The sequence below is a fragment of the Methylomonas sp. 11b genome (genome assembly GCF_000515215.1).
Lineage (GTDB): Bacteria > Pseudomonadota > Gammaproteobacteria > Methylococcales > Methylomonadaceae > Methylomonas.
In genome coordinates, this window is sequence record NZ_KI911557.1 from 4877397 (window position 1) to 4899475 (window position 22079).

Genomic DNA, 22079 nt, shown 5'->3' on the forward strand with positions numbered 1-22079 from the left:
TCAATGGCCCATCAATTTTTGCCGGAACAGCAGCCACAGAAAAAACGGGCTGCCGAGCAGGCCGGTGACGATGCCAATTGGAATCTCGGCCGGCGCCGCCAACGTGCGGGCCAGATAGTCGGCGCAGATCAGCAGCAAAGCGCCGAGTAGCGCCGACGCGGGTAATAGCCCGCGGTGGTCCGGCCCCAGTGCCAGCCGCAATAGATGCGGCACCACCAGGCCTATGAATCCGATCACGCCGGACAAGGCCACCGCCGCGCCGACGCCAAGCGCGACCAAGGCCACCACGCCGGTTTTGATGCGTTCGACCGGAAATCCCAAATGGCCAGCTTCGGCCTCGCCGAGCAGCAAGGCGTTCAAGGCATCGGCCAGCCACGGCAACAGCAGCAAACTGGCCAGTAAAAACGGCGCGCCGATGGCGACGCCGTCCCAGCCGGCGCCGTTCAGGCTGCCCAGGCTCCAGAAGGTCAAGCTGCGCAATTGGTCGTCGTCGGCCAGATAGACCAGTAAGCCGGTGGCCGAGCCGGCCAGCGCGTTGATAGCAATGCCGGACAGTAACAGCGAGGCTACGTCCAGCCGCTCGCCGCTGTCGGCCAGCCGGTACACCAGCCAACTGACCGCAAAGCCGCCAACTATGGCCGCGACCGGCAATAAATAGGCGCCGAATGCGCCGGCTACAGCGCCAAACAGACTGTCGCGCAAAACGATGACAGCCGCCGCGGCCAGCGCCGCGCCGCTGGAAACGCCGATCAAGGCCGGATCGGCCAGCGGATTGCGGAATAAACCCTGCATCGCCGCGCCGGACGCGGCCAAGGCTCCCCCGACCAGCAATCCCAACACCAGGCGCGGCGCGCGAATCGCCAACAGCACCGCTTGCTGGTCGGCGCCGAACGGCCAGGGCAGGGCGATACCCAAGCGGTCGGCGACGATGGCGACGGCCTGGCCGGCCGAGATGACGACCGCGCCGCTGCCGAGTGCGGCCAAAGCGGCGATAACCAGCAGCAATGCCAGCAGCCAGCACAGGCCGGCGCGGCTCAATGCCGGCTTCAGCCGAAGACGCGGTCCGGCCGTCGCCATCACGGCATGAACGGTCATCGGCCGGCACCCGCGTCGGCGGCTACTGCCGGTTCGTCGTGCAGTCGTTTGGCCAGTTCCAGCACCGCCTGACCGCTGTGCAAGCCAAAGCCGAGCAAGGCCAGGGTATCGACCACGAAGACTTTACGCTGCCGGCCGGCTGGGGTTTGGGCGATGCCGGGTTGTCGGTAGAACGCCTCCAGACCGCCGATGGCGTTGGCGACCACGTCGGTTAACAAAATCACGTCCGGCGCGGCGGCGATCATCGCTTCCGTGCCGATGGGTTTGTTGCCTTGCAGTTCGCCGGCAGCATTGCGGGCGCCGGCCAGCGCCAACACCGCGTCGGCGGCGGTGCCGCGGCCGGATGCCAGCGGTGCGCCGTGAGCCGCCGCCATCAAAAACAGCACCTTGGGTTGTTCACGGCTTTGCGCGCGCCACTGCGCTAACCTGTCGAAGTCGGCTTGCACTTGGCCGGCCAGTTCCCGGCCTTGCTCTGGTTTATCCAGCAAGCCGGCAATCGCGCCGATTTTGGCGGCAATGCCGGCGGCGGAATAATCTTCGGCCAGCGTTTCGATACGCACGCCGGCCGCGCGCAATTGTTCCAGCACCGCCGGCGGCCCGGCGTGGGCGCTGGCCAGCAGCAGGTCGGGACGCAGCGACAGAACGCCTTCGGCCGACAGCGTGCGCATGTAGCCGACTTGCGGCAGCGCCTGGGCGGTGGCCGGCATCAGGCTGGTGCTATCGACGCCGACCAGGTGCTCGGCGCCGTCCAGGGCGTAGACGATTTCGGTCAACGCGCCGCCGACCGAGACGATGCGGCCCGGCCCGGCGGCGGCCGGCACGACGGCCGATAGCCAGAGGACGGCCGCGCATGCCGCTTGCGCAAGTTTATGGCTTAGGGATGTGGTCTGTTTCATGTTGGGGTTTTAGATGCTCTCTACAAATCAAAAGTCGGCGCGAGTCGCGACCAAGTCCTTCCTACCGAATGCCTAGCCTCCGCGCATTACGTGGTTTTGCAATTAAGCCGGGGCATCGGCTTCCGCTTCGGCTTTCCGCTGTTTATGGCCGACATCGTTGACGTGGCGGATTTGAGCCAGATCGTCGCCTTGAATCGAAAATGCCTTGGCAAAGCCTTGCACGAAACTGCCGCGTTGCGGACGGATAAAGAACAGATGAAAGTCCTGCATGTTTTGTAACTGTTTTATGAACGCGCCGAATTTTTCCTCGAATAAGCCCATGATGTAGGCGAAAGCGTCGGTATCGCGGTCGATCTCGCCGGCCAAGCAGTGATAGGTAACCCGCTGCCGGGCGAACAAATGCGCGGCTTTGTCCTCGTCCTCGACGAACAACAGACAAACCCGGCCGTTGTGCAACAGGTTTTGGGTGTGAGCCGATAGTTCGCTGACATACACGTAATATTGGCCGTCGTGCCGCACATAGGCGGCGTAACTGGCTTCGGGTTCGCCGGAGGCGCTGACCGTGGCCATTAGCGCGGAGGAAAATGTTTGCGGCAGTGCGGTATAGGCTGCTCTGACTTGTTCGAGATCGATGGTCTTGTGGTTCATGCGGGGTTCCTGGTGTGGGGGTATCAATAAAACGTATCGGTTTACGGGTTTAGGTAGCGATGCAAAATGCTAGGAACCTCCCGTAACCGCCAAGGCCAGTAGCAAGTCGCGCCAGAAAACGCTTTCGCCGTCGGTTTCGTCGTAACCGCCGAAGACGGAGGCGATGGTCTGTTGGTTTTGGCCGCGAATCAGCAGACCGGTCAAAGCCTGTTGCCCGCAAGTGAGTTGGACGATGTCCGCGCCGGCCACGGCCATTTCGTTAAGATGCAGATTGAAATCCCGGTCCAGAACATTGAACCAGGGTCCGGTAATTTTCAGGTTTTGAATCGGGCCGTCGTGCAATTGCATCGCGCCGGGATTGCCGACTAGAACTTGTATCGGCAACAGCAGTTCCGCCAGTTGGAGCATGAGCTCGCGTAGTGCCGGTACGGCAATCCGGCCGGTGACGACAGCCTCGGTCGTGTCGGCTAGCAGCAAGCGCCGCCAGTGCTCCGGTAAATCCTTGGATGGGGCGATGGCGCCAAGCGCCGGCTTGGCGCCATCGGTGGGTAGTGCCAGATTGGGCGACTGATCGTCGGCACGAAAGATGTCGATCAAGCGCCGGTAAAGGCCGGCATCGGAATGCTCGGTGAGATAAATCTTGTGCACGGCTTCGCCGCCTGAGTCGAAAAATTGCAGGCTGTGGCGCGGGCCGAGATGCGTTTCTTCCATCACTGCGAAACCCGAATGCCAAACGCCGGTCGATAGGCACAGTTCGATATGGTGTCCGGTAATCAGGATAAAGTCGCCGCATGGGCATATGTCCTCGTAGAGCCCGGTTTTTTCGTGCACCGCAAAAGCGTTGCGGGTCAAAGCCATCACCGGACCCAGCGTGCCAACCGCGCTCAGCAGCGCGGGCCAGTGTTCCCGCAAACGGGTGACCCGGTTGCCGCAGTCGGTTGCCAGCAGTTCGGCTTCGCTGACGCCCAAAGTCGCCGCGGCGTCGCGAATCCGCATATGCGGGTGATCGGCGCGCAGGTCTTGCCAAGCTTGTTTCAAAGTGTCCGCGCTGGATTCGGGATGTTTAATCATGGATTTTGCCATTACGCTGAGCTCCGTTAAGCGAATGCGCTGTATGTTTCCAAGTCAGCGCAGGTTAGGGACTTTGCAGCCGGGCCGCGCGGCCCGGCTGCAAAGCGTTTACAGGTCGACGTTTACGCCGCCAGGCCTTTTTTACGATTTAAACCCAGCAAGCCCATGAAGCCGGCGCCGAATAGCCATACTGCCGCGGGCAGCGGCACACTGGTTACGGGATCGGTGCTGGGGCCGATGTCGATAGCCACTTGACCCAAACTCAAGCTATGTCCGGCACTGTTAAACGAGAACAGATAATTGCTTGCCGGTCCGGATAAGTCCCAATAGGCCAGGTATTGCACCAGTTCGACAGGGCCGAACGAACTTTCGTAGTCGTCATCGTAGAAAGTTTGCGTCGTAAAGGTAGGCGCTACACCATTAAGTAACAGGCTGTTGTAGTCCATCTGTATGCCCCAGGTTTCGAATTGCAATGCCGCTCTTAATGGCTCGTTGTTGGTAGAGCCGCTTAGCGAAGCCGTGAAATTCTCGGTGACGCTGAAGCTGTACAAATTGCCCGATCCGGCCGCGAATGTGCCGGCGTTCCAGCCGATATTGGCGTCGGTGGTGCCGGCGCTGCCCACGTCCGCCGCTGCGGTGCGGATGCCGGGATAAGAGTTATCCACGAAGCTGTCCCATTCCGCATACAGCGTGCCGGCATCGCCACGGTTCCAGTTGCCCCAGCTGGCTTCGCTTGGGGTGTCGAAGCCGTAGCCGGCGGCGTAAGGGTCGGGACCATTGGTCAAGTCAGCCGAAGCGCTACCGGAAACGGCCAACAGGCCGGCGATTAAGGTCAGTTTTTGTGCAGTTTTCATGGTTGGTTTCCTATGTGAGTAAATTGACGCATCTCTTCACCGCGAAGACGATCCGTTGCTGTCGTCAAAAATAGCTTCCGCCGCTTCGGCCCCGTGCCGGCTATCCGCGCTGGCCAATGGCCTTTGCGGTGGCGGAAATTTAAAACTCAGTGCGGCTCTCGGCATCCGAGCAGCGGGTTGGTGTCGCGATTGCCGTTCGGCGCGTCTTGCACCTGAAAGTCCAGGACATAGCGGTACTGTTTGCCGCAATAGATGATCACTTCCTTTTGCCCGCGTTTTAACAAGCGCATCTCTATCCGCAATTCGCCAAAGCCTTCGTGCTCCAGCAATTCTTCGAACAGTGTTTCCAATTTTTTTTGGGCCTCTTTCTTGGCCCTGTATCCCTTGGTCATAAGATTTTTCTCCATCAAAAGGCCAGTTTTACCGTGACGCCAAGATTGCGGCCGGGCCGCGAATAGCGGTCGGCCCAGTGCTCCGCGCCGGCGAAATTGCCCAACGTGGTATGCGGATCGCCGGCGCGGGTGTTGATGTCTTCCCAATCGATATATTTCTTGTCGAGCAGGTTGAATACCCCGAAATTGAATGAGAGATGCTTGCTGGCGTTGTAGTAGGCATTGAAATCGATGACGCCGTAACCGCTGGGCAGAAATAGGGCGTCAGCCGGCGCGGTATTGGCTTGTTTGGCGCCGACCAAGGTCAGGTTCACTTCCGTGCCCCAGTCGCCGCTGGGTTGGTCGTAGCGTAGGCCGACGACGGCTTTCATCGGGCTAATTTGTCTGAGGGCCTCGTCGTCGTTGCGTTGGGTCTTGAGATTCATGCCTTCAGTAAAGGAACCGCTGAACAGCAGGCTGGCGCCGATTAGCGACGGATTTAGCCAGTCCAGATAAAACCGGCTTTTGATTTCGATACCCTGAATGCGGATCGAGTCAGGGCTATTGATGTTTTGATAGGTGGTAAAACCCAACGGCGGACAGGCCGCGGTCGCCGGGTTACAAATCACCGCGTTGTAGATGAAGTTGTCGTAATCGTTACGAAACAGGCTTATGTCGAAAGTCCCGGCAGCGCCCTGTCCGCGCAAACCCACTTCGGCACCGACGCTGGTCTCCGGCTGAATGTTGTAATTGGGAAGATTGGTGTATCCGCCGGTGATATTGGTAAAGCCGAGATTGCTCTCGCTGAAGTTGGGACCGCGAAAGCCATGCGTATACTGGCCGTGCACCGTGAATATCTCGTTGAGATGTAGCAAGGTGCCGAATTTGGGTAGAAAGGCGTTGGCGTCGATAATGCTCGGTACTATTGGGTCTGCACCTTCTGCTACCGCGCTCGCCGAAGCTTTTTCGAATAAATAATCGGATTTGGGCAACAAGCGGAAATATTCCCAGCGGCCGCCGGGGACCAACTCCACTCGCTTATCGAACAGACCAATATTATCCTCAAGGTAAGCGCCGGCCTTGGTCACCGTAGATAAGGGAAAATCCCGTACCGGAAACTCGTCCGGCGTTACGGTCTTGCTGATCCGGCCTTTGGGACAAATGCTATTCGGACGTCCGGTGCGCGGGTTAACCGAGCCGCTGACGCAAGTAAAGCTACCGTCGCGTTGTTGCGCTATGCTGTTTTTGCTGATTTGGCCGCCGTATTGCAGCGCATGCGTGGTCTCGCCTAAAGCAAAGTTTTTCCCCAGTTTTAGCTCGCCGCCGAAGTCGTCGTTGGCATAATCGAAAATCCGCTCGGTGAGCGTGTTGCCGTCCACGTTGGCGGTGCGATCTTGCAGAGTGACTTGCCCGGTAGCGGATTTTTGCGTGTAAAACTTCCACAGCACATCGTTGAACAGCGGCGTATCCAGATGCTTTAGGGTGTGATCCAGCGTCAGCCGCCAACGCGATTGGGTATCGGTAGTGAGCATGCTGTTGACGTTGCGCAGGCTGATGTCGGCACCGCGCAGATACAAAGCGTCGATATCGGATCGACTGTCCAGCCATTCGCCGGTCAGGCGCAACACGTTGTCGTCGTTAAATCGGTACAGCAGCTTGGCTAGCAGGTTATAGCCGAGGTTTTCTTGCGGGCTGGGCGTGGTGCGACGGCCGTCGGCAAAATCCGCCGTGCCCTTGTTATCGGTCTCGTTACTTTGATTGTGGGTGAATAGCACCATGCTTTCCCAGCCGCCCAGCGCGCCGGCCACGGTGCCGGTTTGCACGAAACCGTTGTCCGAGGTGTTGTAATTCAGCTTCACACCGGTGTAATGATCTTTACCAAATACGCTTAAATAATCGCGCGGGTCTTTGGTGACAAAGTTTACGGTGCCGCCCATGGCGTCGCCGCCGTAATAGGCCGAGCCGGAGCCGCGCACGATTTCCACGGCTTTTAAGGCGTCCATGTCCACCGCGTTGCGGTTGGCGCTGGCAAACGAGCCGATGCGGAAGGCTTCCGGCAGGCGTACGCCGTCGATCTGCATCAACACCCGGTTGCCGCCCAGGCCGCGTATGGTAAAGCCGCTGGCCCCGAAGCGCTGTGGGTCGTTGCCGACGTTGACGCCGGGTTCGTAGCGAATCAGGTCCTTGATATTACGCACCATGCGCTGTTCCATGGTTGCGGCGTCTATGGTCGATTCGGTGCCGGGAGCTAGCTTAGCCGTCGGCTTTTCGGCTTTGGCCTTTACCGTGACGGGGGCTAGTTCCGCATCCGGGGATTCATCGACATTGTCTATTGCAGCATCGTCGGCAGCCTTGGCGGTTATCGCGCTTAGCAGCAATAGGGCGCAGATTGTCTGGCCGGCAAGCGGACAGAAACGGCTGAATTTCGAAGCGTTAACAACGGGACGTCGACCGGTCTGGCTACGCCGCGCGCGAAGACAGTAGTCCGCGCGGGGCATAGTCAACCAAGGTCGAACGCTTAAAGATAAAAGCATAGCGATTCCAACAGGCAGTGCAGTCTCAAATGCTGGCTGCCTGGCGCGAATGGCTAGGTGGCTGTTGTGTCTGGTTTTGTAATCGCGGCTAACGTCGCGCTTACGGTTTTGGCCCTTGAGTTTAACGGGCTATGTGCGGCCGGTTTCGGGATGTCTGACGCTTAGACATCCTGGCTTGTTTGCCATTGCAAGTCGGCAGTCCTTGCCTTGTCTAGGTCAGACATCCCGAAACCAGCCGTAATTTTTCTTCGTGTGACCTTGGCTCCCCTTTAGCAGCGGGGAAGCCAGGGCTTGTTTTACTTTTTGTCCGGTTCGGAAACGAAACCGATTTTACTGACCCCGGCTTTGGCCGCATCCGCCAGCGTTTCGGCGACGAAGTGGTACGGCACGTTTTGATCGGCACGGATATGCAATTCCGGTTGCTGCGGCGATTGCGCGATTTCAGCCAGGCGTTGATTCAAAACGGTGCGGTCGATTGCTTCCTGATTCCAGAACAATTGGCCGTCGCCATCCACCGATAATGCAACCGGATCGTCGCTGGGTTGTTGCGGAGCGCTGCTGGCTTTGGGCAGATCGATTTTCACCGCATGCGTCATCAGTGGCGCGGTGATCATGAAAATCACCAGCAGTACCAGCATCACGTCGATTAACGGGATCATATTGATTTCGGCGACGGTGTGGCCGCCGCCCTTGTTTTGATCGAAGCCGCCGAATGCCATTAGTGTTCTCCGTTCGCAAAGGCCAGTTCGACGCCGGCAACGGCGGCGGCTGGCGCGCTGGCGATGGTGGCGCCGGTGGTTAAAAAGGCAAACAGGTCGTGGGCAAAGCCGTCCAAACGGGCTAACAACAAGCGATTGCTGCGCACGCAATCGTTATAAGCCAGTACCGCCGGAATCGCGACCGCCAGACCTAAGCCGGTCATGATCAGCGCTTCGCCGACCGGGCCGGCGATTTGATCGAGTCCACCTAAGCCACCTTGGCCGATGTTGACCAAAGCGTGATAGACACCCCAGACCGTGCCGAACAAACCAATAAAAGGCGCGGTGCTGGCGATGGAGGCCAGCGCGGTCAGGCCCCATTCCAGTTGCGCGGTTTCGTCGTCGATGACGCGGCGCATCGAGCGGGTCAGGAACTCGGCGGTCGAGCCGGACTGTTGTAAACCATGGCTGCCGTGGCGGGCATGATGTTGCGAGGCGGCCAGCGCGTGGCGGGTCAGGTTCGAAAATGGGTCTGCCTGGGCGCCGCCCGCCAGATGTCCGGCGACATCGGCAAGCGTGTCGCTGGCCCAGAATTTCTGTAAAAACAGTTCGGCGCGGCGGCGGACTTGGATGCCATTCCAGGCTTTGACCACGACGAAATACCAGCTGGCGACCGACATGATCAGCAGCAAGCTGAATAGGAAGGCGCCGACACTGTCGGTTTGCGCCAGGAAATGGTCGAGACTTTGATTGAGTGCCATGATTTATCCTTCGAGAGAGAATGAAATGGGAACCACGACCCAGGCGGAAACCACCTGTTCGCCGCGGCGGGCGGGGACGAAACGCCATTTTTGAACGGTTTCTTGGGCGGCTTGGTCGAGGCGTTCGTGGCCGCTGGATTTACGTAGCAAGACTTGTTCGACCTGACCGTCGCTATTGACCAATACGCGCAGCAATACCTTGCCTTGTTCGCCGAGTTGCCGCGATGCGCTGGGGTAGGCCGGGGCCGGGTTGTTCAAATAGTCGGCGTTGAGATTGGGCAAGGTCATCGGTGCCGATGCGGCCTCGCTGGTGCTGGCTGAACTGGGTGCCGAGGCAGAGGTAGCAGTAGTAGCCGCAGGTGCGGGTTCGGCACGCGGCGGCTCTGGTGTCGGTTCGGGTGCCGCGATTGCTGTCGGAGCATTGCTGGCAGTTGTCAGCAGGTTTGGTTTTTTAATGGGCTTCGGCGGCGTTTTGGGTTTGCTGACGGCTTTTTCAATCGGCTGCTGAGGCTGCTGCACCGGTGGTTTGGCCGGTGCTTGCTGAGTTTGCGTATCGCCTATCCACTGCACCATGATCGGTTGCGGTGGCGTGACAGGCTCTTGCTTTTCGCTGTTCGGCATGAGACCGAACCAGGCCAAATGCAAGCCGAGGGCGATGACAAATCCCAGGCCGCGTTCGTTATATTCGGCTTTTGGAGTAACGGTTATCGATTTAGAAGGCCCTTCGTTGGCTACGAAGCGCATGGGGGCCAGGCAGGCAAGCTGGCGAAAACTGGCAGTCGGTAACATACAGGCCTCTCGATTAACTGATCTGAAAACGATTGGCTGGCTACCCTAAGGTTGGCTGGCTGGTGTTGTCGGGTCTAGCGGTTTATTTGGTCAAAATTAATTTGCCGTTACTAGTAATGCGCAGGCGATATTCGTCGCCTTGATGTTCGATCACTATTTCGTTTTGGGTGCCGAACAATAAACGGCTATTCAGCCGCTGCCTGCCTTGCAGTATTTCCGGCGGCGTTTCGGCGGTTGATGGGCCAAGTCGCACTGGGTTAGACGGGTTTTTCATAGGACTAAAAATGGTGACGAATAAATGCCAAACCCGCTCAATGCGCTGCTACCGGCTGCTGGTGAGCCGATTTGCGCTCTAACAGCAGATTGGTGACTGTTTGCCAGTGTTCCAGAAGTTGCAGGTACATATCGCGGCTGGAAGCACTATGTGCCAGTTCCGGGTGGCTTAGCAGGCGCCCCAGTTGCTGCACGATCAGATGTGCAAGCTTCGGGTTGTGATGGCCGTTGATGAATTGGGTCATTAACACACAGGTCGCGGCATGAATTTGCGCCACATCGCGGCTTTTCGGCGCGCCGATAGAGTTGTCTTCGAACATGATGACCTCGGGTTGCATAAGTTAGAAAATAAACTGCCGCACACTGGATAACTTAGGAGGCTGTGCAGGTGCGGCAATGACAGCACGAGAGATGGCTGTCGGATACAAATGATAATGATTATCATCTTCTTGTCAAGCAAAAGTATTTTGCTGTTAGTGGTTTGGGGATTTTTAGGAAGCGGTTGGCAGGGCCGATGCTATTCGGAATGCGATAGAAGTGCTTTGTGTGCGGTAAACCAGCTGAAAATAGGGCTATGCCCATAGCAGCGCAAGTCGCCACCGTACGTCCGGCTGATAGCGTGGATTCCGCTTTTATTAACCCGGCCCTATTTATCACGGGTATGCCGTTCGGGCTATGCTCCTCGAAGTCCAAGCTGGTGTGCCCTTCGACAAGGCGAACGGTATTTAAGGGCCGGGTTAATATTTAGCTTTAGGGTAGTGGTTTATAAGCCAGCAGTCCCGCCAGCGTTTCCAGTAGTTCGCCACGTGGATGATTCTTGATCCAGACCAGCGCGATTTGCCGGCTGGGCCGTTGGCGGATGTTGATATAACGAATGTCCGGATCATCAGGCTGCACGGCGACCGAAGGCATCAGCGTCACGCCGACGCCGTTTTTGACCATGAAACGCAAGGTTTCCAGGCTGGATGCCCGAAAGTCGTGTTCCACGAAGCGGGACGGATGACACAATTTTAGCGCCTGATCGCGTAAACAATGTCCCTCATCCAGCAACAGCAGATTTTCTTTGGCCACTGTGTTCAGGTCAATTTCTTCCTGCTCGGCAAGTGGATGGTCGGCGCACACCGCCAGGGTGAAAGGGTCTTCGAATAGGGTTCGAGATTCCAAATTCGCCTGTTCGACGGGTAAAGCCAGCAAGGCCGCATCCAGCTTTTTGTCGAGCAGTAAGGCGACGAGAGCGTTGGTTTTTTCCTCGACCAGTTGGATTTTCAGATCAGGGTAATGCTGCTTGATGCGAAAAACGTATTCCGGCAACACGTAACTTGCCAGCGATGGAAACGCTCCCAAGGACAGCATGTTGCGATGCCGATCACTGGCGTGTGCGGCGATTTGGCGAATGGAGCGAGCATCGTCAAGTATGCGGCGGGCGATCGGTAAAATTTCCCGGCAAATTTCGGTGGTTTCCACCGCATTTTTTTCGCGCAGGAACAAATCCACGCCCAAATAATCCTCGAGTTTCTTAATCTGCGTGCTCAACGTAGGCTGACTAATCGAACAATGCTCAGCCGCTTGACTGAAATTTTTCAACTCCGCTACTGCCACTAGATAGCTTAAATCTCGCAAGTTCATCGACTATATATCCGCTGTTGAGTTAAGTGTTCCGAAAGCGCACCCGGCTGGAATCATATCAGCTCGGAAGCGCTTATTATTGACTTGGCCTATCGGTCTATCGAAGAAATCAATTTCAGTTTGCGGGTAATCTCCCGTTGAATATGTCCACCGAACCCTTTTATTGGAGGGATATGGTGCCGATGCAACTAAATGCCGCTACAGTTAATCCCAAGCGGTGTTTAAACTGAAAAAACAACGGCGGATTTTTATCTTAAATCACAACAAGGAACAGAGGTGCACCATGACAACCAAACAAATTTTCCTGGCTTCCACATTGGCGTTGGCCATATCTACGGCGTTGGCGGCCACGCCTGTCCTGGCCGTGCCGGAACCGACCATGAACAGCTTCTGGTGGCCGGAGCAACTGAATCTGCAACCGTTACGCCAGAACGCCGCCGAATCCAACCCCTTGGGCAAAGCCTTTAATTATGCGGAGCAATTCAAAACCCTGGACTTGAAAGCGGTGAAAGCAGACATCGCCAACGTGCTGCATACCTCCCAACCCTGGTGGCCGGCAGATTATGGTAACTACGGGCCGTTTTTCATTCGCATGGCTTGGCACAGTGCCGGGGTCTATCGCATCTTCGACGGTCGCGGCGGTGCGTCCGGCGGTCAGCAACGTTTTGAGCCGCTAAACAGCTGGCCGGACAACGTCAATTTGGACAAAGCCCGCCGCCTGTTGTGGCCGGTCAAACAAAATTACGGCGCCAAACTTTCCTGGGCTGACCTGATGGTGCTGGCGGGTAATGTTGCCCTGGAAGATATGGGCTTCAAAACCCTGGGTTTTGCAGGTGGCCGCGCCGATGATTGGGAGGCCGAAGTGGTCAACTGGGGCACGGAAAAGAAATTTCTGGCCGACGAACGCCACGACGGCAAAGGTGAGCTGGCGAAACCGCTGGCTGCTGTGCAAATGGGCTTGATTTACGTCAACCCGGAAGGGCCGGGAGGTAATCCCGATCCCTTGGCCGCTGCCAAGCATATCCGCGAAGCGTTCGGCCGGATGGCGATGAACGACGAGGAAACCGTGGCGCTGATCGCCGGCGGCCATACCTTCGGCAAGGCGCACGGTGCCCATAAACCTGACGATTGCGTCGGCAAAGAGCCGGCCGCTGCCGGCATTGAAGAGCAAGGCTTAGGCTGGGCGAATAAATGCGGTGCCGGCAACGGCGTCGATACCGTCAGTAGCGGTCTGGAAGGTGCTTGGTCGACCAACCCAACCCGGTGGACCCACGACTATCTGACCTGGCTATACACCTTCGACTGGCAACAAACCAAAAGTCCGGCCGGTGCCACGCAGTGGATACCTAAAGACGGCAAAGGCGACAACTTTGTACCGGATGCGCACGACCAGACCAAACGCCACCCGCCGATCATGTTTACCACCGATATTGCTTTGAAAATGGACCCGGATTACCAAAAAATTTCCAAGCGCTTTTTGGATAACCCTAAAGAATTCGAGGCGGCCTTCGCCAAGGCCTGGTTCAAGCTGACCCACCGCGACATGGGGCCCAAAGCTCGCTATGTTGGTGCCGAAGTGCCGGCCGAGGATTTCATTTGGCAGGATCCGATTCCGAAAGCTGATCATAAGCTGATCGACAGCAAGGATGTTGCCAAATTGAAGTCTACTATCTTGGCCTCGGATTTGACGATTCCCGAGTTGGTGAAAACGGCCTGGGCGTCCGCAGTGACCTTCCGCGGAACCGACATGCGCGGCGGGGCCAACGGCGCGCGGATTCGGTTAGCACCGCAGAAAGATTGGGAGGCCAATGATCCCACCGAACTGGCCAAAGTGCTGGCAAAACTGGAAGCCGTCCAAACCGAATTCAACCGCTCCTTAAAAGGCGGCAAAAAAGTGTCTCTGGCCGATGTGATTGTCTTGGGTGGTTCGGCAGCGGTGGAAGAGGCGGCCAAAAAAGCCGGTTACAAGGTGCAAGTGCCGTTCAAACCGGGGCGGATGGATGCGGCGCAAGAGCAAACCGATGTCAATTCCGTTGCGGTGCTGGAGCCTAAAGCCGACGGTTTCCGAAATTACTTTGGCAAAGACAATGCGCATTCGCCTGCCGAAATGCTGGTCGAACGCGCTAATTTTCTGACCTTGAGCGTGCCGGAGATGACGGTGCTAGTGGGAGGCATGCGGGCCTTGGATGCTAATGCCGGCCATGTTAAACACGGGGTGTTCACCAGTCGTCCGGGTACACTCAGCAACGACTTCTTCGTTAATCTGCTCGATATGTCCACGAAATGGAGCAAGTCAGCTACCGAAGGCATTTATGAAGGACGGGACCGGACCAACGATCAAGTTAAATGGACCGCCACACCCGTGGATTTGATCTTCGGTTCCCACTCCGAGTTACGGGCGGTGGCGGAAGTCTATGCCTCGGCAGATGGCAAGGAAAAGTTCGTGCAGGATTTTGCGAATGCCTGGGCTAAAGTGATGGAATTGGATCGATTTGATAAACGCTGAGCTTGGCTTGCAAGGCACCAAATTTGGCCGAGATTGGGTCAAGTCGGGTGCCTTGCGCAAAAAGACCTTTCATCGTCAACTTAACAGACTAGCTTCAACCCCTGTCGCTTGTGCCAAGTGTCACCATCGTCCGTCATAGAGAAAAAGTAAAAAAAGGGCAATCCAAAGATTGCCCTGTGAGGGAGAACTCAAGGTGAATCAAATCCAGTCGGAGTCGTCGCTTTCGTCCGGCACGCTATAGTCTGCGTCGCTAAGCGAAAAATCGTCACTATTATCCAAGTTGCTTTGCTGGATGGCGTCGTCGCCGTAATAGTTATTGACCACGGTTTGTTCCTGAACGCCGCTGTGCTCGCCAAGTGCTTGCTGGCCCAAGGCGTTGGAACCGTGATGCCCCATCAGACTTTCGATGCCCTGGAATAAAAACGAACCGGCTACGACACCGGCTGCTGTGGTCGCGACATTGCCCAGAAAACTGCCGCCAGCGCCACCACCACCGAAAAAGCCAGGCGATTGCGCGGGAGCAGCAGCTCTCGGCACTTGATAATTGCCGACACCGGGCACCGCACCGCTATTGTTAGTGGGTTGAGCCCAAGGATCGTTGCCCAGAAACCCGCTACGTTGTGAGCCTGTACCGGCTTGCAATTGATTTTGCAACTCGGCGATTTGTGCTTTAGCCGCAGTCAAAGCTTGATCCTGCAACAAGGCGCGTTGGACCAGCAGATACGCGGCATCGGGTTGTTTGGCCACCGCATCTCTAATCAACGCTTCGGCCTCGGCGTCTTTTTGCGTGAGCCTTACTTCGTTCAGTTGATTCAGAAACTGGCTGAGCTGGTTGCGTTCCTGTGAATTCATTCAATAACTCCTATCGTGAAGATATAACCCGGCTAACTGCCGGCATGGGCAAAGACTTCAAAATGGCTGCAAAGTTTCCTTCACAGTTGGGTGAAGCTACAGAAGTTTCAATAGCCGGATCGAAATAATTACCTGTGATTACAATTCTTTTAAGCTGTAGCCGGTAAGCGATTCTATCGCCGCCACTCCTGTTTGATCCGCTGGAAGGTCTATTTGCCAGAGCGAGAGGGACGATTGCAGTTATCGCTTCAAATGGGCAGCACCTTCGTAGCGACTAGCCGAAAAACAGCATTGCCTGTTAATCCGGTTAGCGTACAATCCAGAGTGCTTATCGATAGTCGTTTCAAACCCACTTCAATCGTTAGTCAGCAGCCGGCCGCTAAATCATACGTGAGCAGTAACCCGAACAAACAAGCAGCAATTCAAGCGGCACAGCTGCGGCAACTGTTTGCGGCAAGCAATGTGTCATTGATTAGCAGTACGCTATTGGCGGCGATTCTGGCCTATATGCAGCGCGACATGATTGCGGCCCCCGTGGTGCTCAGTTGGTTGACGCTGATTGTGTTGGTGGCGGTTTCCCGCACTTTGCTGGTCAAGGCATATCGATCCGCCGCGCCGGAAGTCGGGGAAAGCACTCGGTTCTGGATGAAAAGATTTCGGATTGGGGTGCTGGCTGTGGGCTTGGTGTGGGGAGCGGCCGGTTTTCTGATGTTTCCGGCCAACAATTCGCAACATCAACTCTTCTTGGTTTTTATGCTGGCGGGTTTGTCGGCCGGCGGCGTGGTGGCATTTTCCGCCGATCTGCTCAGCGCGGTGCTATTTTCTTTGAGCTCGCTGCTGCCCATCATTGTTCGCTTGTTCATGTCAGGCAATGGATTGTTTGTGGCGATGAGCGTGGCAGGGTCTTTATACCTGTGCTTCATGGTGATCAGCTTGCGTCGTATCAATCGAAGTATCACCGAGAATATTGTGCTGCATCTGGATGCCGCGGAAAGAGAGGAGGCCATGCGTATCAGTGAGCAGCGCTATCGCTTGTTGCTGAAACACTCGCCCATCGGTATTTTTCATTACGACACCGATCTGATCGTTACTTACTGTAACGAACCGTTCGCCGCTATTTTGCAGAATACCGTCGATAACATTGTCGGATTGGATATTAAGGGGTTTAAAGACGGTTCAATACTCGCCGCCTTGCATCAGGCATTGAACGGTGAAAAGGTGAGTTATGAAGGCGAATTCCGGCCGGCGCTGGATGCCGCCGGCATAGTGATAGACATGATCTGCGCGCCGTCGCGCGACGGTGCCGGCAAAATTGTTGGCGGGATTGCTATTATTCGGGACATCAGCGAGCGTAAGCAGGCGGAAGAAATGCTGCGTATCAGCGCCATCGCCTTCGAATCGCAGGCGGCGATGATCGTCACCTCCCCGGACGGAGTGATCCTGCGGGTGAATCGGGCCTTTATCGCGCTGACCGGCTACAGCTCGGAAGAAGTGCTGGGCCAAACGCCGCAAATGCTCAACTCCGGGCGCCACGACAAGGGCTTCTTTGCGGCTATGTGGACCGTATTGCAGGAGACCGGCCATTGGCAAGGCGAAATCTGGAATCGCCGCAAAAACGGCTTGATCGTCGCCGAATGGCTGACGATAGCAGCCGTAGTCGCACCCGATGGCCGCGTTACCCATTATGTCGGTACATTTTCGGATATTACCGAGAACAAGGAGGCGGTGGCGGAAATCCACCGTTTGGCTTATTACGATCCTTTAACCCATTTGCCTAACCGGCGTTTACTGCAAGATCGTTTGGGCCAGGAGTTGGTTGCCGGCGCCCGCAACGGCCTATATGGTGCGATTCTGTTCTTGGATCTGGATAATTTCAAGACGCTTAACGACACGCGCGGGCACGATGCCGGTGACCAGTTATTGGTCGAAGTGGCGCGGCGTTTACGCACTAGCGTGCGCGAATGTGACATCGTCGGACGCCTGGGTGGCGATGAGTTTTTGGTGTTGCTGGCGGATTTGAGCGCCGATGTCGAGCTTGCCGCGATGCAAACCAAGCAAGTCGGCGAAAAACTGTTGGACGCGTTGGCTCATCCTTACGATTTAAACGGCTATGAGTTCCATTGTTCGGCCAGTATCGGCATTCGCTTGTACCGCGATCATGAGGGTGCGGAAGAATTACTCCGGCACGCCGATCTTGCCATGTATCAAGCCAAAATTGCCGGGCGCAATACCGTGCGCTTCTTCGATCCGAGCATGCAGGCGTTGGCCACGGCTCGCGCCGATTTAGAAAAAGATTTGCGCCTTGCTCTGGCTCATAATCAGTTCAAGCTGTATTTTCAACCGCAGATGTATCGAAACCATCAAGTGGTGGGCGCCGAGGCGCTGTTGCGTTGGCAGCATCCGCAACGCGGATTGGTATCGCCGTTGGAGTTTATTTCCCTGGCGGAAAAAACCAGTTTGATTCTGCCGATTGGCCAGTGCGTGTTGGAAGCCGCCTGCACGCAACTGAAGCAGTGGGAGGAACATGCCTATTCGCAGCAGTTTCGGTTAGCCGTCAATGTCAGTGCGCGCCAGTTTAGATCGGCGGATTTTGTCGAGCAGGTGCGGCGGGCGCTGGATAACAATGGCGTTAACCCGGACTTGCTGGAACTAGAACTGACTGAAAGTCTGGTACTGGAGAATATCAACGACACTATCCTGAAGATGCATGCACTCAGAGAGATAGGGGTGCGCTTTTCGTTGGACGACTTCGGTACCGGATACTCGTCGTTTTCCTATCTGACGCAGTTGCCGTTCGACCAGTTAAAAATTGACCGCTCCTTTGTGCATAACATCGGTGTCAAGACCAGCGATGCGGTGATCGTGCAAACCATCATCGGCATGGCCCATAACTTGGGGATAGAGGTGATTGCCGAAGGGGTCGAAACCGATGCGCAACGTTTGTTTCTGGAACAGCACGGCTGCCACGCCTGTCAGGGATTTTTGTTCAGCAAGCCGGTGCCGATAGACGAGTTTATGGCCTGGAGCCGGCGTTTGCCCAAGTGTTAACCCAGCCTGTCAATGTAGCCGCTCCGGCTATCAGGCCATGCACCTGGCCTTCAGCGGAATTGTTGGTATATTCCCGTTTACTGCTGTTTTTACTAAATAGGGTTTGCCGGGGCTCTGAATGAAATCGTCCGATACACATCCGTACAATTCCTGGCAGGCAGTCCGCAAGGCGTTGAAAGGCGCAACCGATGACTATCATAACCGCTTAAATCAACACAGTTTGCTGGTTGGAATAACCCAGACAGGCTATTCACTGGATAAATACCGAAAACTTTTATCCGCTTACTACCATCTCTATCAGGCTTTGGAAGATCGGTTAATTGCCTTTCAGTCTTCTCAACACTGTCAATTCGACTATTCTCAACGTGTCAAGCTGCCCTGGATTTGCCGCGACCTGGATTTTTTGGGAGTAAACCCGCTTGCAGCGGGATATGGCATAGCGCAAAACGCACTGGCGCCGCAGGTAGCCAGCATGGGTGAATATACCGGGGTTTTATACGTGATCGAGGGGTCGATGTTGGGCGGACAGCTTATTTCGCGTAGCCTAGAGGCATACCATGGGTTGAGCGGCGAAGCCGGTGCTTGCTTTTACCGCGGCTATGGTCAGGACACCGGGCTTATGTGGCAAGATTTTCTGCGGTTTGCGGAAAACCTTGCCGATGACGATCACCAGCGTTTGGCTGCCGAGCACGCGGCCTGCCAAACGTTTCAATTTTTTATTCAGGTGTTGGATGACTATGCCTATTCGTAAGTCACATGTTCTGCGCCTTGTCTAATGGGTGATATTGATCAGCAGGTGTTGCAACAGGCCCTGGAAAAGTGCGCGGCAGAGCCCATTCACCAGATCGGGCAGATTCAGCCGCATGGTGTCTTACTGGTGCTGAGTGCGGATCACCCTTACCCGGTATTACAGGCCAGCGCCAACTTTAGCGAATTTTTCAGCGAATTGACCGGCGATGTCTGCGGCAAACCGCTTCAAGAACTGGTCGGCGAAAAAGTTGCCGGGCAAATCGAGCAAATGTTTCAATCGGCGCAGAGTAAGAATACTGCCGCCGGGAAACTCAGCATTCCTCAACGCCACGGCTCTCTTGATCTACAGGCCCACGCTTATGTCAGTGACGGGCTATATGTGCTGGAACTCGTGCCTGATCTCGATGCCGACCAAGAAGGCAGACTGTCCGAATTGCTGATGCAGATGCAGGAATCATTGCTGCGATACGACGCGAATAGCGATTTCTCACGCTATTTCGATGATGTCGCGCTGTTGGTGCGGCGGATGAGCGGCTACGATAGCGTGATGATCTATCGGTTTGACTCCCATTGGAACGGTCAAGTGATCAGCCAAAATAGCGTGGATCATGCACCGTCCTATCTGGGGTTGCACTTTCCGGCCAGCGATATTCCGGCCCAAGCACGGCGGCTTTATACGTGTAATCTGGTGCGCTTGGTTGCCGATATTGATGCCGAGCCTGTGCCGATTTTACCTGGCGTCAATCCCGTTACCGAAAGGCCCTTGGATATGAGTTACTCGGCGTTGCGCTGTCTGTCGCCGATACATATCCAGTATTTGCGCAATATCGGTGTGCAGGGTTCGATGGTGATTTCCTTGCTGCAAAACGGCCGATTGTGGGGGTTGATAGCTTGTCATCACTTCACGGTAAAACGCGTGTCGATTGCCCAACGTGAAGCCGTGACGTTTATAAGCCGGATGGTGTCGTCGAAATTGTCGTCGATTGAGGCACTAGAGCAGTACAACTGCGTTGCCAGCGCCAATCATGTGATCGGTGAGTTGCTGAATTATATTTTTACCGATCACGAGCAAATGGTCCTCAAAAGATTACTACCGCAATTGATGTCGTTGCTGGATGCTAACGGCATACTAGCTGTGGTGGAAGGTAAGCGGCATGTTTACGGGGAGATGCTGAAGCCTGGGGACCTAAGGGCGTTATTGCTCTGGCTGGGCAAACAAGCCAGTGGCCAGATATTTAGTTCTGATCATCTTGCCAATGATTTTGTCCCTGCCGAAAAATACCAGGATATCGCCTCGGGGATATTAACCACTCCGCTGCCCGCCGATATGCGCAATGTCATCGTGTGGTTCAGGCAGGAAAAGCCGCGCACTGTCAATTGGGCGGGCAAGGCTGAGAAAGGCTTGGTGATGGATCAGAACGGGAACTACCAACTTACCCCGCGCCAGTCATTCGAAATGTGGACGGAATTGTGGCGCGGTCGCAGCGAACCTTGGTCGCATGTACAAATCGACATTGCCCGGATGTTGGCGATGACCTTGCCCGAGGGCTTGGCGCAAAAAAGTCGGTTGGAGCAGGCGCTGAGGAAACAACAGTTATTGGACGCGGAGCTGCGGATTGCCGCTACCGCTTTTGAGTCGCAGGAAGGCATCGTAGTCTTGGATGAGAATCGCTTGATATTACGGGTAAACCAGGCGTTTACCCGCATTACCGGTTACCTCAGCGAGGAAGTAGTAGGCAAGAATCCGCGGGTACTGGAATTGGATTTGCAGGGCGTAGGCTATTACGCGGAAATGTGGGAAAGGGTCGATAATTCAGGGGTCTGGGAAGGCGAGATTTGTAGTAAACGCAAGGACGGTAAGGTGTTTCCCATTCATTTGGCCATCAGCACGGTGAAGGATCAGGAGGGTTGTGTCAAAAATTATGTGGCCACGTTTGTTGATATTACCTCCATTAAAGCGGCTGCCGAGGAAATCGAGCGCTTGGCGTTTTACGATCCGCTGACCGGTTTGCCCAATCGCCGCCTACTGCAAGATCGCTTGAAACGAGCCCTGATTGCCAGTGCACGTAGCGGACGGGAGGGCGCCATACTGTTTATCGATCTGGATAATTTCAAAACTCTGAATGACACCCTTGGGCATGACATGGGAGATTTGTTGTTGCAATTGGTGGCGCAACGTTTGGTGGCTTGCGTACGCGAAGGCGATACTGTGTCTCGATTGGGTGGGGACGAGTTTGTCGTGATGTTGACCGATCTGAGCGACGAAGTGCTTGACGCCGGTGCACAGACCGAAATTATAGCCAATAAAATCCTCAGTGCCTTGACGCAAACCTACCGGCTTGCCGACCACGAATATCGCAATTCACCCAGTATCGGCGCGGTGTTATTCAACGACCACGAATCGGACATGGAAAGTTTACTGAAACAAGCCGATATTGCCATGTACCAGGCAAAAAAAGCCGGGCGGAATACCATACGTTTCTTCGACCCGGCAATGCAGGCCAGTATCAATGCGCGGGTCAAACTGGAGGCGGATTTACATTGCGCTTTAGCGAATAAGCAATTCCAACTGTATTATCAGCCGCAAGTCTCACAGGGTTTGGATATTATCGGTGCTGAAGTCTTAATCCGTTTTCAACACCCCGAACGCGGCTTGGTTTCACCGGCGGAGTTTATACCCTTGGCCGAGGATATCGGTTTGATAGTGCCGATAGGGCGTTGGGTACTGGAAACCGTTTGCCGGCAGCTTAAGAGTTGGGAAAGCCGCGCGCATACCCAGCATTTGCAACTGGCTGCGAATGTCAGTGCCCGGCAGTTTAGGCAAACTGATTTCGTCGACGTGGTGCGGCAAATCATTCGAGAGAGCGATATCAATCCCAATCGGTTGAAGTTGGAGTTAACTGAAAGTCTGGTGCTGGACGACATTGATGAGACCATCCGCAAAATGCATGCGCTACGGGAAATTGGCGTAGGTTTTTCAATGGACGATTTCGGTACCGGGAATTCCTCGCTATCCAATCTCAGAAAACTGCCTATCGATCAATTGAAGATTGATCAAAGCTTTGTGCGGGATATTTCTGTCGATCCGGACGATACGGTGATTGTGCAAACGATTATCGCCATGGCGAATAATCTGGGTCTGGACGTCATAGCCGAAGGGGTGGAAACCGAAGAACAACGTCGGTTTCTGGAAAACCATGGCTGCCATACATTTCAAGGCTATCTCTACAGTAAACCTTTGCCGTTAGATGGTTTTGAACGCTTATTAGCCTTAAGGGAGCATTGAACGAGCTGATTCCGCTCACTG

General features: G+C 55.5%; 18 protein-coding genes. 4 read left to right on the forward strand and 14 right to left on the reverse strand.

The features are described from left to right. The 13 genes from METH11B_RS0123390 to METH11B_RS0123455 all read right to left on the reverse strand — a co-directional run bounded on the left by METH11B_RS0123390 (window position 1) and on the right by METH11B_RS0123455 (window position 11616). Window positions 1-1095, reverse strand: coding sequence for a FecCD family ABC transporter permease (locus tag METH11B_RS0123390; protein WP_026604113.1), 1095 nt, complete (start codon window positions 1093-1095; stop codon window positions 1-3). Next, entirely contained in the window at window positions 1092-1991 is a 900-nt protein-coding gene (locus tag METH11B_RS0123395) for a heme/hemin ABC transporter substrate-binding protein (RefSeq protein ID WP_026604114.1), read from the reverse strand. The genes METH11B_RS0123390 and METH11B_RS0123395 overlap by 4 nt, the downstream gene beginning before the upstream one ends. Before the next feature lie 102 nt (window positions 1992-2093). Next, window positions 2094-2639, reverse strand: a complete 546-nt coding sequence (locus METH11B_RS0123400) for a HugZ family pyridoxamine 5'-phosphate oxidase (RefSeq protein WP_026604115.1) — start codon at window positions 2637-2639, stop codon at window positions 2094-2096. A gap of 69 nt (window positions 2640-2708) precedes the next feature. After that, complete coding sequence (locus METH11B_RS0123405; RefSeq protein WP_197026989.1) at window positions 2709-3710, reverse strand: ChuX/HutX family heme-like substrate-binding protein; 1002 nt, start codon at window positions 3708-3710, stop codon at window positions 2709-2711. 122 nt (window positions 3711-3832) lie between these two features. Continuing rightward, window positions 3833-4564 carry a VPLPA-CTERM sorting domain-containing protein gene (locus METH11B_RS0123410; protein WP_026604117.1) on the reverse strand — a complete coding sequence of 244 codons (732 nt, stop codon included), beginning with the start codon at window positions 4562-4564 and terminating at the stop codon, window positions 3833-3835. A 146-nt stretch (window positions 4565-4710) separates the two neighbouring features. Continuing rightward, window positions 4711-4956, reverse strand: a complete 246-nt coding sequence (locus METH11B_RS0123420; protein WP_026604118.1) for a hypothetical protein — start codon at window positions 4954-4956, stop codon at window positions 4711-4713. Window positions 4957-4970: 14 nt separating this feature from the next. After that, on the reverse strand, window positions 4971-7469 hold the full coding sequence (locus tag METH11B_RS0123425) for a TonB-dependent hemoglobin/transferrin/lactoferrin family receptor (RefSeq protein ID WP_231499659.1): 2499 nt from the start codon (window positions 7467-7469) through the stop codon (window positions 4971-4973). A 296-nt stretch (window positions 7470-7765) separates the two neighbouring features. Continuing rightward, window positions 7766-8188, reverse strand: coding sequence for an ExbD/TolR family protein (locus METH11B_RS0123430; protein ID WP_026604120.1), 423 nt, complete (start codon window positions 8186-8188; stop codon window positions 7766-7768). Continuing rightward, a complete protein-coding gene (locus METH11B_RS0123435) occupies window positions 8188-8928 on the reverse strand; it encodes a MotA/TolQ/ExbB proton channel family protein (protein ID WP_026604121.1) in 741 nt (246 codons plus the stop codon). Before METH11B_RS0123435 ends, METH11B_RS0123430 begins: the two co-directional genes overlap by 1 nt. A 3-nt stretch (window positions 8929-8931) precedes the next feature. Further along, on the reverse strand, window positions 8932-9717 hold the full coding sequence (locus METH11B_RS0123440) for an energy transducer TonB (RefSeq protein WP_026604122.1): 786 nt from the start codon (window positions 9715-9717) through the stop codon (window positions 8932-8934). Window positions 9718-9799: 82 nt separating this feature from the next. Then, on the reverse strand, window positions 9800-9991 hold the full coding sequence (gene hemP / locus METH11B_RS0123445) for a hemin uptake protein HemP (RefSeq protein WP_020485551.1): 192 nt from the start codon (window positions 9989-9991) through the stop codon (window positions 9800-9802). 37 nt (window positions 9992-10028) lie between these two features. Further along, on the reverse strand, window positions 10029-10310 hold the full coding sequence (locus METH11B_RS0123450) for a hypothetical protein (protein WP_033194429.1): 282 nt from the start codon (window positions 10308-10310) through the stop codon (window positions 10029-10031). 430 nt (window positions 10311-10740) lie between these two features. After that, window positions 10741-11616, reverse strand: coding sequence for a LysR substrate-binding domain-containing protein (locus METH11B_RS0123455; protein ID WP_026604123.1), 876 nt, complete (start codon window positions 11614-11616; stop codon window positions 10741-10743). Between the two features lie 283 nt (window positions 11617-11899). On the opposite strand from METH11B_RS0123455, the gene katG reads away from it, so the two are divergent. After that, window positions 11900-14122, forward strand: a complete 2223-nt coding sequence (gene katG / locus METH11B_RS0123460) for a catalase/peroxidase HPI (protein ID WP_036278198.1) — start codon at window positions 11900-11902, stop codon at window positions 14120-14122. Window positions 14123-14320: 198 nt separating this feature from the next. On the opposite strand, the gene METH11B_RS0123465 is transcribed toward katG, so the two are convergent. Continuing rightward, on the reverse strand, window positions 14321-14974 hold the full coding sequence (locus tag METH11B_RS0123465; RefSeq protein ID WP_026604125.1) for a DUF2076 domain-containing protein: 654 nt from the start codon (window positions 14972-14974) through the stop codon (window positions 14321-14323). A 234-nt stretch (window positions 14975-15208) separates the two neighbouring features. Between METH11B_RS0123465 and METH11B_RS0123470 the strand changes: the two genes are divergently transcribed. The 3 genes from METH11B_RS0123470 to METH11B_RS28105 all read left to right on the forward strand — a co-directional run bounded on the left by METH11B_RS0123470 (window position 15209) and on the right by METH11B_RS28105 (window position 22058). Then, entirely contained in the window at window positions 15209-18022 is a 2814-nt protein-coding gene (locus METH11B_RS0123470) for a bifunctional diguanylate cyclase/phosphodiesterase (protein ID WP_231499660.1), read from the forward strand. A gap of 118 nt (window positions 18023-18140) precedes the next feature. Further along, window positions 18141-18773 (forward strand): biliverdin-producing heme oxygenase, encoded by a 633-nt coding sequence (locus METH11B_RS28100; RefSeq protein ID WP_026604127.1) that lies wholly within the window; start codon window positions 18141-18143, stop codon window positions 18771-18773. 24 nt (window positions 18774-18797) lie between these two features. Further along, the gene (locus METH11B_RS28105; RefSeq protein WP_026604128.1) at window positions 18798-22058 is read left to right on the forward strand and encodes a bifunctional diguanylate cyclase/phosphodiesterase; all 3261 of its coding nucleotides are present in this window, start codon (window positions 18798-18800) and stop codon (window positions 22056-22058) included. Window positions 22059-22079 lie beyond the last annotated feature (21 nt).

Coding starts and splice junctions, on each gene's coding strand:
- METH11B_RS0123390 (WP_026604113.1), bottom strand. CDS start 1,095: ATGACCGTTCATGCCGTGATGGCGACGGCCGGACCGCGTCTTCGGCTG.
- METH11B_RS0123395 (WP_026604114.1), bottom strand. CDS start 1,991: ATGAAACAGACCACATCCCTAAGCCATAAACTTGCGCAAGCGGCATGC.
- METH11B_RS0123400 (WP_026604115.1), bottom strand. CDS start 2,639: ATGAACCACAAGACCATCGATCTCGAACAAGTCAGAGCAGCCTATACC.
- METH11B_RS0123405 (WP_197026989.1), bottom strand. CDS start 3,710: ATGATTAAACATCCCGAATCCAGCGCGGACACTTTGAAACAAGCTTGG.
- METH11B_RS0123410 (WP_026604117.1), bottom strand. CDS start 4,564: ATGAAAACTGCACAAAAACTGACCTTAATCGCCGGCCTGTTGGCCGTT.
- METH11B_RS0123420 (WP_026604118.1), bottom strand. CDS start 4,956: ATGACCAAGGGATACAGGGCCAAGAAAGAGGCCCAAAAAAAATTGGAA.
- METH11B_RS0123425 (WP_231499659.1), bottom strand. CDS start 7,469: ATGCTTTTATCTTTAAGCGTTCGACCTTGGTTGACTATGCCCCGCGCG.
- METH11B_RS0123430 (WP_026604120.1), bottom strand. CDS start 8,188: ATGGCATTCGGCGGCTTCGATCAAAACAAGGGCGGCGGCCACACCGTC.
- METH11B_RS0123435 (WP_026604121.1), bottom strand. CDS start 8,928: ATGGCACTCAATCAAAGTCTCGACCATTTCCTGGCGCAAACCGACAGT.
- METH11B_RS0123440 (WP_026604122.1), bottom strand. CDS start 9,717: ATGTTACCGACTGCCAGTTTTCGCCAGCTTGCCTGCCTGGCCCCCATG.
- hemP (WP_020485551.1), bottom strand. CDS start 9,991: ATGAAAAACCCGTCTAACCCAGTGCGACTTGGCCCATCAACCGCCGAA.
- METH11B_RS0123450 (WP_033194429.1), bottom strand. CDS start 10,310: ATGTTCGAAGACAACTCTATCGGCGCGCCGAAAAGCCGCGATGTGGCG.
- METH11B_RS0123455 (WP_026604123.1), bottom strand. CDS start 11,616: ATGAACTTGCGAGATTTAAGCTATCTAGTGGCAGTAGCGGAGTTGAAA.
- katG (WP_036278198.1), top strand. CDS start 11,900: ATGACAACCAAACAAATTTTCCTGGCTTCCACATTGGCGTTGGCCATA.
- METH11B_RS0123465 (WP_026604125.1), bottom strand. CDS start 14,974: ATGAATTCACAGGAACGCAACCAGCTCAGCCAGTTTCTGAATCAACTG.
- METH11B_RS28100 (WP_026604127.1), top strand. CDS start 18,141: ATGAAATCGTCCGATACACATCCGTACAATTCCTGGCAGGCAGTCCGC.
- METH11B_RS28105 (WP_026604128.1), top strand. CDS start 18,798: ATGGGTGATATTGATCAGCAGGTGTTGCAACAGGCCCTGGAAAAGTGC.